The sequence below is a fragment of the Pseudarthrobacter sp. L19 genome, assembly GCF_050859435.1.
Lineage (GTDB): Bacteria > Actinomycetota > Actinomycetes > Actinomycetales > Micrococcaceae > Arthrobacter.
Window position 1 is genome coordinate 1,495,244 of record NZ_CP193935.1, and the last position, 14,219, is coordinate 1,509,462.

Below are 14,219 nucleotides of genomic sequence, written 5' to 3' on the forward strand. Positions count from 1 at the left end.
TGCGCCGCTGGCCGGCGCTACAGGGACCTAGCCGGTCAGCTGCGGGGTCAGCTTCACCGAGTCCCCGTCGACGTCCAGGCGGGCGGTGAAGCTGAAGTCGTGCACGGCGTTCAGTTCGGTGACGGCGCCGGTGAAGAGGTCCACCTGACGGGCCTTGATCCGGGCCTTGCCGTCCAGCGGCGCCACCACCCAGCGGCCGCCGAAGGGTTCGATGCTGACCACCGGGTAGTCGGTGATGCTCCAGTCGATGGTGCCGTCCACCACCCGGTTGTTGGTGGCGTGGTAGAACGGGCAGTCCGGCTGGAGCTGCTGCTTCTTGTCCGCCTGGTCCGCGCACGTATCCAGGAATTCCTTGACCTTGGCCGAGACGGCGCTCTTGAGCCCGTCGGTGGCGCGGGTCAGCAGGTTCAGCGGCGCGGCCGGGGCGTCCTTGCCGGTCAGCGTGGTCCGGGAAGGGGGCGCCGCGAAGTACTGGCTGTTCAGGGACGCCTCGTACTGGCCGGGGTAAAACACGGCAAAGCTGTTGCGGCCGTTGGGCATGTTGACCGGAACCCCGTTGAGGGCGGCGTGGTTGGAGTTGACCACGGTGACGTCCAGGACGGGCAGCGTGGTGGGTACGAAGGCCCAGTCCCGGAAGAACAGCCATTGCGGGTCCGAGCCCTGGAGCAGGAACTCCGTGCGCTGGCGGCTGCCGTCGATGCTGTAGTCGATCGGCACCATCACCCGGTTGCCGCCCCGGTCCTCCGCGCGGCCCACCGAGACGTCGGAGAGGCGCGCCGCGGCCGCCTTCAGGCCGGCGCCATCCAGCATGGCGGCGTTGCTCTTGGGGACGGAGGCGTGCAGCAGGCCGAGGGCTTTGGCGCCCTCACCTTGGCGGAGCGCGTCCAGATATTCGCGCACCGGCTGTTGCGGGCTGGCCAGGGAATTGTTCACGACGTTGATGGCGACGACGGCGCCGGCCACTGCCAGCATCAGGCCCAGCAGCCACAGGGCTGCGGTTTTGACGACGGCCTGACTCATCTGCACGACTCTTACGTTACCTGCCGCCCCGCCAAATCCCGGTGTCACGACGTCCGTGCATGACGGCCGGACGCGCCCAGAGAAGCCCCAGCCAGACCCCAGAGAGGCCGGAGTCAGGCCAACAGCCGGGCGCTCCCAGCCTGCACCCCACAGGCGTCAGCGGCGACGGCTCCGGGAAGACGTGCCGAAGACGCCGCGCAGCAGTTCGCGGCCCAGCTGGGTGCCCAAGGACCGGGCCATGCTCTTCAGCCCGCCGCCGAGCGCACCGCCCAGGGCGCCGGCCAGGTCACCGGCCATGCCGCCGCCCTGCTGCGGGGCGGGCGGGGCCTGCGGGGCACGGCGGGGTTCGGGAGCGGGGGCCGGGCGGCTGCTCGGGCGGCCAAGGATCTCCTCCTCGATCCGCCGCGCGTCGGCGTCGACGTCGGTGGGCGTGCCGGCCGGGGTAGCCCCGGTCTCCGGCGCCGAGGCCGGGCCGGCGGCCGGACCCGTGGGTGCGGCGGCCTTGCCGGAGAGCTTCTCGTAGGCCGAGACGTTGTCGACGGCGGTGCCGTACGCGGCCAGCAGCGACGAGGCCGCCACGGTGCTGGCCACCAGGGCGGCCTCGCTGGGACCCATCACGGATTCCGGCGCGCGCAGCCGGGTCAGCGCCACCGGGGTGGGTGCACCCTTCTCGTTCATGACGGTGATGACGGCCTCGCCGATGCCCGCCGTGGTCAGGGTTTCCTCAAGGTCGTAGTCGCTGACCGGGAAGGTCGAGACGGTGGCCTTGAGGGCCTTGGCATCCTCCGGGGTGAAGGCCCGCAGGGCGTGCTGGACCCGGTTGGCCAGCTGGCCCAGGACGTCGGCGGGGACATCCTTCGGGGTCTGGGTCACGAAGAAGATGCCGACGCCCTTGGAGCGGATCAGCCGCACGGTGGTGGTGATGGCATCGAGGAAGGCCTTGGAGGCGCCGTTGAAGAGCAGGTGCGCCTCGTCGAGGAAGAAGACCAGCTTCGGCTTGTCCAGGTCCCCGGCCTCGGGCAGGTCCTCGAACAGGTCCGCCAGCAGCCACATCAGGAAGGTGGAGAACAGCATCGGCTTGGTCTGCAGGGTGGGCAGTTCCAGGCAGGAGACCACGCCGCGGCCGTCGGGGGCGGTGCGGAGCAGCTCGGCGGTGTTGAACTCGGGCTCGCCGAAGAACTTCTCCATGCCCTGGGCCTCGAGGGTGATCAGTTCGCGGAGGATGACGCCGGCGGTGGCCTTGGAGAGCCCGCCGAGGTCCTGGAGGGCTTCCTTGCCCTCATCGGAGGTGAGGAACTGGATGACCGCGCGGAGGTCCTTGAGGTCGATCAGTTCGAGGTTGTTCTTGTCCGCGAAGTGAAAGACCAGTTGCAGGCTGGATTCTTGGGTCTCGTTCAGGTCCATGATCCGGGAGAGCAGGATCGGGCCGAAGGAGGTGACCGTGGCGCGGACCGGGACGCCGGCGCCGTCGCCGCCGAGGGCGAGGAATTCCACCGGGAAGGTCTTGCCGGACCACGGCTGGCCGATGCTGTCGGTGCGGGCCTTGAGTTTCTCGGAGCCGGCGGCCGCGGTGGCGAGGCCGGAGAGGTCGCCCTTGATGTCCGCGAGGAACACCGGGACCCCAGCGGTGGAGAGCTGTTCGGCCATCATGTGCAGCGTCACGGTCTTGCCCGTGCCGGTGGCGCCGGCCACCAGGCCGTGCCGGTTCATCATGGCCAGCGGCAGGCGGACCGGTGCTTCCTTGTGCAGCTCGCCGTCGACGATCGCTGCTCCCAGCTCAATCGTGGGACCCTCCAGGGTGTATCCCTTTTGGAGTGTGGCTACTTTATCTGCGGTGGATTTGATCGCCATGCGGCTAGCTTAGCCGGGTCCGGTTGCCCGGACCCGGCGTCGGCCGGAATTACTTTGCGGCGGTGAGGGCCTTGATGACTTCCTGGGCCACGTCCGCGCTGGACTGCGGGTTCTGGCCGCTGATCAGGTTGCCGTCCCGGATCACGTGGGAGGTCCAGGCTCCGCCGTTGTCCACGACGGCGCCCTTGTTCTTGAGCTCGTCCTCGACGAACCACGGGGTGTTCTCGCCGGTGCCGCCGCCGAGTTCCTCCTCGTTGGTGAAGACGGTGACGCGGCGGCCGGCGAAGGCGAAGGTGCCGTCGCCGTCGACCGCGCTGAGCAGGCCGGCGGGGCCGTGGCAGAACGGGGCGATGATCTTGCCGTCGTTGTTGGCCTGGGTCAGGAGCTTGCCGAGGGAGGCGTCCTGGTAGAGGTCGGCCATCGGGCCGTGTCCGCCGGGCATGACAACGGCGTCGTAGCCGGAGAGGTCGACGTCGGCGAGCACCAGCGGGGAGGAGAGTTCGCCGTCGATCTGGTCCAGGTAGGAGCGGAAGCCGTTCGCACGCTCCTGGCCGCCGGCCTGGTCCGCCTGCAGGCTGACCTGGTCCACGGTGGGCTTGGTGCCGCCGGGGGTGGCGATGTGGACGGTGTGGCCGGCCTTGATCAGCTCCTGGTGGGAGACGACGAGCTCCTCGGCCCAGAAACCGGTGGGGTGCTGGCTGCCGTCACGCATGGTGAGGGAATCGGCGGCGGATACGACCATCAGGATGTTGGCCATGGTGTGCTTCCTGTTCTGCCGGGCGGACCCGGCGGTGGGGTTATGTGGGGTGGAAGAGGGTCTAGCGGGCGTCGTTGAGCTCGGCGAAGGTGGCGTCATCGAGGACGACGCCGGCGGCCGCGAGGTTTTCCTCGAGGTGCTTGATGGAACCGGTGCCGGGGATGGGCATCATGACGGGGGAGCGGCGGAGCAGCCAGGCCAGGGCCACCTGCGAGGTGGTGGCGCCGAGGCGCTTGGCGGCCTCGTCCAGCGGTCCGCCCGGCCGGGCGAGTTCGCCAGCGGAGATGGGGGCCCAGGGGATGAAGCCGATGCCCTTCTCCTCGGCGTAGTCCAGGACGTCCTCGGAGCTGCGGTCGGTCAGGTTGTAGCGGTTCTGCACGGTGGAGACGGTGAAGTGCTTGCCTGCCTGTTCCAGCTCGGCGACGCTTACCTGGGACAGGCCCAGAGCCTTCACCTTGCCCTCGTCCAGCAGCTCGCGGAGCACGCCGAACTGCTCCTCGGCATCGACCTTGGGGTCGATCCGGTGCAGCTGCAGCAGGTCCAGGGCGTCGACCTTAAGCTTGCGCAGGCTCAGTTCGGTCTGCTGGCGCAGGTACTCCGGACGGCCGACGGGGATCCACTGATCCGGCCCGGTGCGCGTGAAGCCCACCTTCGTGGCGATCTTCAGGCCCGCCGGGTACGGGTGCAGCGCCTCGGCCAGGATTTCCTCGCTGATGTTGGGGCCGTAGGAGTCGGCGGTGTCGATGAAGTCGACGCCGAGTTCGACGGCGCGGCGGACGACGGCGACGGCGGCGGCACGGTCAGCCGGCTCGCCCCACACGCCGTCGCCGACGATGCGCATGGCACCGAAGCCGAGCCGGTGGACGGTTCCGACGCCCGGCAGGTCGATCGTGGCGGATACTTCCTGGTGCTCTGATGTCTCGTGGCTCATGGCAAGGCCAACACAGTAAGGGTGCTGAGTATTCCGCCGGTGTGGCGGCCGCAACGGAGATTGGCAGAAATAAGACGGGCACCGCCGTCGTTGCCACCTGTAGGCGCCCGGCCGCAGGACGGCCCGGCATTCCTCACACCGCACTTCCCACACTTTCCGCTACGAAAGGCCGGCTTTTCCGTGACTGTTCCGCTTTCCATCCTTGACCTCGCAATCATCGGCAAGGGCCAGACGGCGGCAGAGAGCTTCGCCGGCAGCGTTGCCATGGCGCAGCGGGCCGAGGAGCTGGGCTACCGCCGCATCTGGTACGCCGAGCACCACAACATGTCCACAATCGCCTCCTCCGCGACCAGCGTCCTGATCGCCCACGTCGCGTCGCAGACCAAGAGCATCCGGCTCGGCGCCGGTGGCGTCATGCTGCCCAACCACTCTCCGCTGACCATCGCCGAGCAGTTCGGCACCCTGGAGACGCTGCACCCGGGCCGGATCGACCTGGGCCTGGGGCGTGCCCCCGGCAGCGACCAGAACACCATGCGGGCGCTGCGCCGCGACCCGATGAGCGCCGACAGCTTCCCGCAGGACGTGCTGGAGCTGCAGGGCTACCTCACCGGCAACAGCCGGATCCAGGGCGTGGAGGCCATCCCGGGCAAGGGCACCAACGTGCCGCTGTACATCCTGGGTTCGTCCCTCTTCGGCGCCCGCCTGGCCGCGCAGCTGGGCCTGCCGTACGCGTTCGCCTCGCACTTCGCGCCGAACGCGCTGAAGGACGCCGTCGCGATCTACCGCCGCGAGTTCCGGCCCTCCGAGCAGCTGGACGCCCCGCACGTGATCGCCGCCGTGAACGTGATCGCCGCGGACTCCGCCTCCGACGCGCAGGAGATGTTCCAGGCCACCAAGCGGGCCCGGGTGTCCCTGTTCTTCGGCAACGGCCGGGTCTTCAGCGACGACGAGGCGGACATGATCCTGGACTCCCCGCAGGGCCAGCACATGGCGCAGATGATGAAGTACTCCGCGGTCGGCACCCCCGACGCCGTCATGGAGTACCTGGACGGCTTCACGAAGCACGCCGACGCCGACGAGCTGATCGTGGCGCACCAGAGCCCCCGGGTCGAGGACCGGCTCCGGTCCGTGGAACTGCTCGCCGAGGTCGCCGGGCTGGCCCGGGTCTAGCCCTAGGCCCCTCGAACGCCGGCTCGCGCCGGGCGCCCTCGGCCGCGGTGACCGGGAAGATGTGCGGCGCGGTGAAGCCCGCCTTGTCGAAGGCTTCGAGCACGCCGCGGGCGACGGTTTCGGCGTCGGCGTCCCGGACCAGGGCGATGGCCGCCCCACCGAACCCGCCGCCGGTCATCCGCGCCCCGATCGCCCCGAGGGACTGGGCAGTGGCCACCGCCAGGTCCAGTTCCGGGGTGGAGATCTCGAAGTCGTCCCGCATGGAGACATGCGAGGCGTTCAGGAACGGCCCGATCGCGGCCGCGCCGTGGCTGCGCAGGGTGGCCACCGTGTCCAGGACCCGCTGGTTCTCGGTGATGATGTGCCGGACCCGGCGGAACGTCACCGGCTCCAGGGTGGCCTCGGCACGGGGCAGGTCCTCCGGACCCAGGCCGCGCAGGCTGCCCACGCCCATCGCCTCCGCGCCCTCCTCGCAGGAGCGGCGGCGGCTGGCGTACCCGCCGTCGGAGTGCGAGTGGCTGGTGCGGGTGTCGATGACCAGCAGGCCCACGCCGGCGGCCTCGAACCCGAGCGGGACGATCTCGGTGACCAGGCTCTGGCAGTCCAGCAGGATCCCGTGGTCCGGTTCCCCCAGCAGCGAGGCGGACTGGTCCATGATGCCGGTGGGTGCGCCGACCACGCGGTTCTCCGCGAGCTGGCCGATCCGGGCGAGCTCCTGCCGGTCCAGGCCCGCGTCCCAGAGCTCGTTCAGGGCCAGCGCCACGGAACATTCGACCGCGGCGGAGGAGGAGAGGCCGGCGCCGGCGGGGACGTCCGAGGTGAGCGCCAGGTCCACGCCGGGCAGCTGCGCGACGTCGCGGCCGGCGCTCCGCAGCGCCTCCGCCATGGCCCAGGCAACCCCGAGGGGGTAGCCGGACCAGCCCTGCAGGGCGTCGGGGTCCAGGCCGTCGAGTCCGACGTCGACGACGCCGGGGAAGGAATCGCTGGCCACCCGCAGCCGCCGGTCCTCCCGGCGGGACGCGGCGACGGCGGCGCGCTTTTCGATCGCGATGGGGAAGGCGAAGCCGTCGTTGTAGTCGGTGTGCTCGCCGATGAGGTTCACGCGGCCCGGGGCGGACCAGACCCCCTCGGGCTGGTGGCCGAACTGGCCGGCGAAGTAGTCGCGTCCCTGTTGGGAGAGTTCAGTCATGGCGGGTGGTTCTTCCTGCTACGTGGTGGGGATGCCGGTGGCGGCGTCGGCGGTGGCGATGGCCTCGCGGAGCCGTGCCGCGGCGGTTTCCGGCGGGATGTCGGCGATGAACGCGCCCATGGCGGCCTCGGACCCGGCCAGATACTTCAGCTTGTTCTTCTCCCGCCGGGGCGAGGTCAGCTGCAGCATGAGCCGGATGTCGTCCCGGTGGGCGTTGACCGGGGCCTGGTGCCACGCCGAAATGTACGGGGTGGGGGTGTCGTACAGGGCGTCGACGCCGCGCAGCAGCCGCCCGTAGAGGTCGGCGAATTCGTCCCGTTCGGCGTCGGTGGTTCCGGCGAGGTCCGGGACGTGCCGGTGCGGGAGCATGTGGACCTCCAGGGGCCAGCGCGCCGCGAACGGCACGAACGCCGTCCAGTGCTCACCCTGCAGCAGCACCCGCTCGGAGTTCCGTTCGAAGGCGAGGATGTCCTCGAAGAGGGACCCTTCGTAGTCCGCCAGGGTGCGGATCAACTGGGAGGTACGGGGGGTGATGTACGGGTAGGCGTAGATCTGGCCGTGCGGGTGGTGCAGGGTCACGCCGATCGCCTCGCCGCGGTTCTCGAACGGGAAGACCTGTTCGACGCCGGGCAGCGCGGAGAGCGCGGCGGTGCGGTCCGCCCAGGCCTCCACCACGGTCCGCATCCGGGACCGGGACAGGCCGGCGAGGGATCCGGTGTGTTCGGGGGAGAAGCAGACCACCTCGCAGCGGCCCACCGCCTGTCGGCTGCGGCCCAGGCCGATCCGGGCCAAGTCCTCCAACCCTTCGGGGGCGTCCGGGCCGGTGAGGTCCGGGCCGAAAGAGGGGGACTTGTTCTCGAAGACGGCGACGTCGTAGCGGCTGGGGATTTCGGAGGGGTTGTCACGCGACGCCGGGGCCAGCGGGTCCCGGTGGGTAGGCGGCAGGACCACGCGGTTCTGCCGGGCCGCCGCGATGGAGATCCACTCGCCGGTCAGCACGTCCTGGCGCATGGTGGCGGTTTCCGGCCGGTCCATGGGTTCGCGCAGGTCCGGGCCGCGGTCCGGCGGCAGCGTGGTGTCCGCGTCGTCGAAGTAGATCAGGTCCCGCCCGTCGGAGAGCTTGTAGGCGCGTTTGGTGATCTGTTCCATGCTAGGAGTTCCTTACCGGGGTGCCGCTGTGGGGTGCGCCGCCGCCGGCCCGGCGGACGGACAGGAGCACGCCGTGCTCCGGGTTCAGGACCGGCATCGGCAGGCCCGAGCCGGCCAGGAAACGACCGGTGGCTTCCACGCCGCCGGCCAGCCAGCCCGGCGGTGCCGTCTGGAGGTAGGCGCCGCGGTCCGTGGCGGCGGGGTAGACCGCCTCGACCCGGTACCGGGTGTCCGGGTCCAGGCCCGGCAGGCAGACCCGGCCGGGGATTTCGGCGAACGAGGTGGCCACGGACACCAGGGCGAACAGGGCCTCCCCGCCGTCGTGCGCCACCACCCCGTGCAGCCGCAGCGCCGGGTCCGGTTCGTCCGCCCGGACCATCCGGCCGCTGTGCAGCAGCCCCCGGTACTCCTTGAACAGGGCGATCGCCCCGGCCAGTTCGTTCCGCTCGGCGGGTTCGAGGTGGCGGATGTCCCATTCCAGGCCGAAGTGGCCGAACATGGCGGTGACGGCACGGAAGGACAGATCGTGGGTGCGGGCCGTGGTGTGGCTGCGGGTGGGGCCGATGTGGGAGCCCACCAGCTCGGGCGGGACCACCATCCCGGTCCAGCGCTGGATGGTCTGGCGCTCCAGGGCGTCGTTGCAGTCCGATCCCCAGACGCGGTCCGTGCGTTCCAGGATGCCCAGGTCCACGCGGGCGCCGCCGGAGGAGCAGCTTTCGATTTCGACGTCCGGGTGGGCCTCGCGGAGGGCGTCCAGCAGCCGGTAGACCGCGCGGGTCTGGGCGTGGACGGAGGGCCGGCCGTCGTGCCCCATCTCGGTCAGGTCCCGGTTCTGGTCCCACTTGAGGTAGCTGATCCGGTTCTCGCTCAGCAGGGCGTCGAGCCGGTCGTAGATGTACTGCCAGGCGTCGGGGTTGACCAGGTCGAGGACCTGCTGGTGCCGCCAGCGCTCGGGCAGCCGGCCGGCCGAAGCGGGCCCACCGGCGGCGCCGGTCGCGGGTCCGGCGATCCAGTCGGGGTGCGCGCGGGCCAGGTCCGAGTCCTCGTTGACCATTTCCGGTTCCACCCAGAGGCCGAATTCCATCCCGTGGCCTGTGACGGCGTCGATCAGCGGGGTCAGCCCGTCCGGCCAGAGGTCCTCGTCCACGTACCAGTCGCCGAGGCCCGCGGTGTCGTTCCGGCGGCCGCGGAACCAGCCGTCGTCGAGGACGTAGCGTTCCACGCCGAGGGCGGCGGCGGTGGCGGCGAGGTCGAGCAGGGCCGGCAGCCGGTGGTCGAAGTAGACGGCCTCCCAGACGTTGAGCACCACGGGCCGGGGCTTCCCGGCGGTGGGGTGGTGCGGGCGGGCGCGAAACCAGGCGTAGAACGCCGCGGTGATGCCGTCCAGGCCTTCGTCCGAGTAGGCGGCGAACAGCCACGGGGTCTCGTAGCTTTCGCCCGGGGCGAGGGTGACCTCGGCGGATCCGAGGAGTTCGGAGGCGCCGATCACGGTGCGGCCGTCGCCGGTGGTGTCCACGAAGCTCTCGTGGTTGCCGCTCCAGCCCAGGTGCACGGCCCAGACCTGCCCGTGCCGGTAGCCGAAGCCGGGGGTGCCGGCGGCCAGGAGCAGTGAGGCGTCGTGGCCGGTGCGGCCGTGCCGGCCGGACCGGACCCAGGTGCCCTGCTGCAGGGGGAGCCGCTGCGGGTGGGATTCCCGGCACCAGCGGCCGGTGAGGTCCAGGACCTCGGCGGCCGCACGGCCCACGGGCAGCACCGCGGCGAGTTCCTCCACGGTGTAGGGGGAGCCGCCGTCATTGACCAGGGTGTGGCGTAGCTGCAGCAGCCCGCCGTCGTTGAGCCGGAGCTCGGTGCGCACGGTGATCCCGACGTCCGGGTCGGTCTGGGTGAGGACCGCGGAGGCGCCGTCGCCGGGATCCGCGTCCACGGAGACCAGCCGCAGCCGGGGCGAGAACGCCGTGCCGCCGCGGTGGCCGCGCAGGCCGGGCCGTCCGCGCCAGCCGGAGGAGGCCTGCGGGACCAGGCCCAGGGTCACCGGCACGTCCAGGGCCGAGTGCGGCACCGGGTCCGTCAGGAGCGACAGGTCCGGCAGCTCAGGGCCGAGGTCCGCGCCGAAGTGCAGCAGGGCGGGCTCGCCGGTGCGGAAGTCCAGCAGCAGGGCGGTGCCGGAGCGGCGCAGGTACAGCGGCGCGGGCGCCGCCGGAGTGGCCGGGGTCCGGCTCTCCGGGGCAAGGTTCAGGTCCGGGTTATTCACTGCAGCTCCAGGCGTCGTCAGGTTTCGGGGATTCAGAGGGAGGTAGGGGGAATAGGGGGTTGAAGCGGCTCAGCCGGTGGCCGCTCCGGCGGTGTGCGTGGGGGCCAGCCGCAACCGGCCCACGCGCTCGCCGAGGACGCGCCGGGCCTCGGTGCCCAGGAGGTCGTCGCTGATCAGCTCGTCGGCGTCCTCGAGGGCGGCGATGGTGCTGATGCCCAGGGTGCCCCACTTGGTGTGGTCGGCCAGGACCACCACGCGCCGGGCCGCGGCCACGAAGGCCCGGTCCGTTTCGGCCTCCAGCACGTTCGGGGTGGTGAACCCGGCATCCGGATCCACCCCGTGCACGCCCAGGAAGAGCACGTCCAGGTGCAGCTGCCGGAGCGAGGACGTGGCCAGGGGCCCCACCAGCGCGTCCGAGGGGGTCCGCTGGCCGCCGGTGAGGATCACGGTGGACGGGGAGGAACTCTGGTGGAACGTGTCCGCGATCCGCACCGAATTGGTCACCAGGGTGATCTGCGGCCCGGCCGTGAGCAGCTGCGCCAGTGCCCAGGTGGTGGTGCCGGCGCTGAGGCCCACCGCCATGCCCTCCCGGACCTGGGCCGCCGCCTCCTGGGCAATGGCCATCTTCTCGTCCTTGAGCTGGGTCATCTTCAGCTCAAAGCCCGGCTCGTGGGTGCTGGCCCCGCCGGGCAGCTTCGCTCCGCCGTGGATCTTCTCCACCGCGCCGGCCGCGTCGAGGGCCTCGATGTCCCGCCGCACCGTCATCAGCGAGACGCCCAGCATCTTGGCGAGGTCCGCGACGCGGACGATCCGCTCGCGCTGGACCTCGGCGAGGATGGCTGAGTGACGGGCTGCGGCGAGCATCGGGAGTCCTTCTAAGCGTTGGCGGGTGAGGTGGCCGGCGGGTGCGGCTACTGCGGGGAGGTGGAACGGACGACGGCGACGCCCCCGGCCGGGAGCCCCAGGCCGCCGTCGAGCCCGGCGTCGGCCAGGACGTCGTAGCCTTCCAGCGGCAGGTGCACGTCCCGGTCCGAGTGGTTGATGCAGAACGTCCAGTGCGTGCCGTCCTTGGCCCGGCGGACCACCTCGACGTCGGCCGGGAGGTCCGGGACCAGGGGCGCGACGCCGGCGTCGGGGCAGACCACGGCGAGCAGTTCCCGCAACCCCTCGGGGGAGAGGGTGGTGGCGGCGTAGTAGGCTCGTCCCTTGCCGGCGACGTTGCGGGTCACCGCGGGGGATCCGGCCGCCGGGCCGTGGGTGACGGCGGAGAGCACGTCGGCGGTGGTGGCGTGTCCCAGTTCGTTCCAGTACGTGCCGGCGCCGAAGCGGCTGAGCGGGACGCTCTCGCCGGCGCGGAGCGGGAAGAACTCCTCCATTTGCACGCCGAGCAGTTCGCGGAACGCGCCGGGGTAGCCGCCAAGCCTGATGTGGTCATTTTCGTCCACGATACCGGAGAAGTAGGACACCACCAGGTGGCCGCCGGCGCGGACGAAGCCGTCCAGGTTGGCGGCGCCCTCGTCGGTGATCAGGTACTGCATCGGAGCGATGACCAGCCGGTAGCCGGAGAGGTCGTCGGTGCTGCGGACGAAGTCGGTGGGGATACCGGCCCGGTAGAAGGCGTCGTGCCAGCGGCGGGTTTCGGCGATGTTGGAGGCGTCCACGCTGGGGTGCGAGTCGAGTTCCGAGGCCCAGCGGGCGTCGGTGTCGTGGACGATCGCGACGTCCACCCGGCCGGAGGCGCCGGTGACGGTGGAGCCGGCGATCTCGGCGAGGCTGCGCAGGGCCTGGCCGAGCCGGACCACCTCGCGCCAGACCTTGGTCTCCGTCCCGGCGTGCGGCAGCAGGCCGGAGTGGAACTTTTCGGCCCCGGCGCGGGAGGCGCGCCACTGGAAGAACAGGGCGCCGTCGGAGCCGCGGGCCACGTGCTGCATCGAGTTGCGCAGCATTTCCCCGGGCGCCTTGGCGATGTTGCGCGGCTGCCAGTTGACCGCCGACGTCGAGTGTTCCATCAGCAGCCACGGCTTGCCCTGTGACCAGCCGCGGGTGAGGTCCGCCGTCGCCGCGAGTTCCTGGTAGTTCCGCAGGTCCTCGGCGATCAGGTAGTGGTCGTTGGAGACCACGTCCATCTGCTCGGACCAGCGCCAGTAGTCCACCGGCTGGTGCAGGCCCATGTTGAAGCCCATGAAGTTGGTGGTGACCGGGTGCTCCGAGTGGGAGCGGATGATCTCCGCCTCGGCCTTGTAGCACTCGAGCAGTTCGTCGGAGGAGTAGCGGGCGAAGTCCAGCTGCTGGGTGGGGTTGACCCAGGTGCCGGAGGTGCGCGGCGGCAGGATCTCCTCCCAGTCGTAGTACCGCTGGGACCAGAATGCGGTGCCCCAGGCGGCGTTGAGCCCGTCCAGGGTGCCGTAGCGGTTCTTCAGCCAGACCCTGAAGCCAGCGGCGGCGCCGTCGGAGTAGTCGGGCTGGTTGTGGCAGCCGTACTCGTTGTGCACGTGCCACATGACGACGGCGGGGTGGTCCTTGTAGCGGGTGGCGATCTGCTCGGTCAGGGCGGCGGCGGCCCGGCGGTAGTCCGGGCTGGAGGCGGCGAACGCCTGCCGGGAGCCGTAGCTGTGCCGCACGCCGTCGGCCGTGACCGGGAGGGACTCCGGGTACTTGTGGCTGAACCACGGCGGCGGGGAGGCCGTGGCGTTGGCCAGGTCCACCCGGATGCCGTTCTCGTGCAGCAGGTCCAGGACCCGGTCCAGCCAGCCGAACTCGTACTCGCCCTCGGACGGCTCCAGCAGGGACCAGCTGAAGATGCCGACGCTGACCAGGTTCACGCCGGCCTCGCGCATCAGGGCGACGTCCTCGGCCCAGGTCTCCTCCGGCCACTGCTCCGGGTTGTAGTCGCCGCCGAAGGCCAGCTGCGGGGCGCCCTCGGAGCCGAGGCGGGCGGTGATGTAGTCCATCGAGGCCCTGGGGGGCTTGGTGCTGTTGTCCACAATTATCCTTTGCTGGAGCCGAGGGTCAGGCCGGCCACGAAGTGCCGCTGGAGCAGCAGGTAGATCACCAAGGCGGGGATGGCGGTGATCATGGCGCCGGCGGCGATGAGGTTGTAGTTGGAGAGGAACTGGCCCTGAAGGTTGTTCACGGCGGTGGTCAGGGGCAGCCGGTCACCGCTCTGCAGGAACAGCAGCGGCCAGAAGAAGTCGTTGTAGATGAAGATGACTTCCAGGGTGCCCATGGCGGCCAGCGCCGGCCGGCACAGCGGGAGGATGATCTCCCAGTACTGGCGCCAGATGCCGGCGCCGTCCACCAGGGCGGCCTCGGTCAGTTCCGGGGAGAGGGCCTTCATGTAGTTCGAGAGCACGAAGGTCACGAAGCCGATCTGGAATGCGGTGTCCACGGCGATCACGCTGATGTAGGTGTTGAGCAGGCTGCCGGAGTCGCTGACGCTGTACGGCAGGGGAGGAGCTTGAACATCTCGAACAACGGGGCGGCGAGGACCTGCGGGGGAGCAGGTTGCCGGCTGTGAACATGATCAGCAGGGTCACGTTGAACTTCCAGCTGACCCGGCTGACCGCGAACGCCATCATGGAGGCGAAGAAGAGCACCAGGATGACGGAGGGGATGGTGATCAGGGCCGAGTTCCAGGCGTACTGGGCGAAGCCGCCCTGGGTCCAGGCCTGGACGAAGTTGTCGAAGTTGAAGGACCCGCCGAAGCTGAAGTAGCCGTACTTGTCCGTGTCCGCCTTGGGCCGGAGTGCGGTGAAGACGGTCCAGGCCAAGGGGATCAGCCACATCACCGCGAGCACGCTCAGGAAGATGTGGAGGCCGAAGCGGGGCTTGTTCCGCTTGCCGGCGCTCTGGCTCCCGGCTCCCGCGGCGGCGCCGCGCCGTGACGGTGCCCGGCCCGCCG

At 70.6% G+C, this 14,219-nt stretch carries 12 protein-coding genes; 2 read left to right on the forward strand and 10 right to left on the reverse strand.

Translation table 11 applies throughout. From position 1 onward, the window contains the following. Positions 1–27: 27 nt before the first annotated feature. The 4 genes from ACRQ5B_RS06995 to ACRQ5B_RS07010 all read right to left on the reverse strand — a co-directional run bounded on the left by ACRQ5B_RS06995 (position 28) and on the right by ACRQ5B_RS07010 (position 4,559). Positions 28–1,020 (reverse strand): hypothetical protein, encoded by a 993-nt coding sequence (locus ACRQ5B_RS06995; RefSeq protein ID WP_432398262.1) that lies wholly within the window; start codon positions 1,018–1,020, stop codon positions 28–30. Between the two features lie 156 nt (positions 1,021–1,176). Next, positions 1,177–2,871, reverse strand: coding sequence for a helicase HerA-like domain-containing protein (locus ACRQ5B_RS07000; protein ID WP_412884280.1), 1,695 nt, complete (start codon positions 2,869–2,871; stop codon positions 1,177–1,179). A gap of 49 nt (positions 2,872–2,920) precedes the next feature. Next, positions 2,921–3,628, reverse strand: coding sequence for a type 1 glutamine amidotransferase domain-containing protein (locus tag ACRQ5B_RS07005; RefSeq protein ID WP_432398266.1), 708 nt, complete (start codon positions 3,626–3,628; stop codon positions 2,921–2,923). Between the two features lie 61 nt (positions 3,629–3,689). Further along, a complete protein-coding gene (locus ACRQ5B_RS07010) occupies positions 3,690–4,559 on the reverse strand; it encodes an aldo/keto reductase (RefSeq protein WP_432398269.1) in 870 nt (289 codons plus the stop codon). Positions 4,560–4,739: 180 nt separating this feature from the next. Here ACRQ5B_RS07010 and ACRQ5B_RS07015 point away from each other — a divergent pair, with 180 nt between their 5' ends. Next, positions 4,740–5,729: an LLM class flavin-dependent oxidoreductase gene (locus tag ACRQ5B_RS07015; RefSeq protein WP_432398272.1), complete on the forward strand. Its 990-nt coding sequence runs from the start codon at positions 4,740–4,742 to the stop codon at positions 5,727–5,729. Here ACRQ5B_RS07015 and galK read toward each other — a convergent pair. The 6 genes from galK to ACRQ5B_RS07045 all read right to left on the reverse strand — a co-directional run bounded on the left by galK (position 5,614) and on the right by ACRQ5B_RS07045 (position 13,706). Beyond that, positions 5,614–6,918 (reverse strand): galactokinase, encoded by a 1,305-nt coding sequence (gene galK / locus ACRQ5B_RS07020; protein WP_432398275.1) that lies wholly within the window; start codon positions 6,916–6,918, stop codon positions 5,614–5,616. The two genes, ACRQ5B_RS07015 and galK, sit on opposite strands and share 116 nt — an antisense overlap. Positions 6,919–6,936: 18 nt before the next feature. Beyond that, entirely contained in the window at positions 6,937–8,067 is a 1,131-nt protein-coding gene (gene galT / locus ACRQ5B_RS07025) for a galactose-1-phosphate uridylyltransferase (protein ID WP_432398278.1), read from the reverse strand. Position 8,068: 1 nt separating this feature from the next. Further along, entirely contained in the window at positions 8,069–10,318 is a 2,250-nt protein-coding gene (locus ACRQ5B_RS07030) for an alpha-galactosidase (RefSeq protein ID WP_432398281.1), read from the reverse strand. 69 nt (positions 10,319–10,387) lie between these two features. Beyond that, positions 10,388–11,182: a DeoR/GlpR family DNA-binding transcription regulator gene (locus ACRQ5B_RS07035; protein ID WP_412884273.1), complete on the reverse strand. Its 795-nt coding sequence runs from the start codon at positions 11,180–11,182 to the stop codon at positions 10,388–10,390. 47 nt (positions 11,183–11,229) lie between these two features. After that, a complete protein-coding gene (locus ACRQ5B_RS07040; RefSeq protein ID WP_432398285.1) occupies positions 11,230–13,302 on the reverse strand; it encodes a beta-galactosidase in 2,073 nt (690 codons plus the stop codon). Positions 13,303–13,304: 2 nt separating this feature from the next. Continuing rightward, positions 13,305–13,706: a carbohydrate ABC transporter permease gene (locus ACRQ5B_RS07045; RefSeq protein ID WP_432398288.1), complete on the reverse strand. Its 402-nt coding sequence runs from the start codon at positions 13,704–13,706 to the stop codon at positions 13,305–13,307. Positions 13,707–13,831: 125 nt separating this feature from the next. Between ACRQ5B_RS07045 and ACRQ5B_RS07050 the strand changes: the two genes are divergently transcribed. Beyond that, entirely contained in the window at positions 13,832–14,032 is a 201-nt protein-coding gene (locus tag ACRQ5B_RS07050) for a hypothetical protein (protein WP_432398291.1), read from the forward strand. Positions 14,033–14,219: the final 187 nt, after the last annotated feature.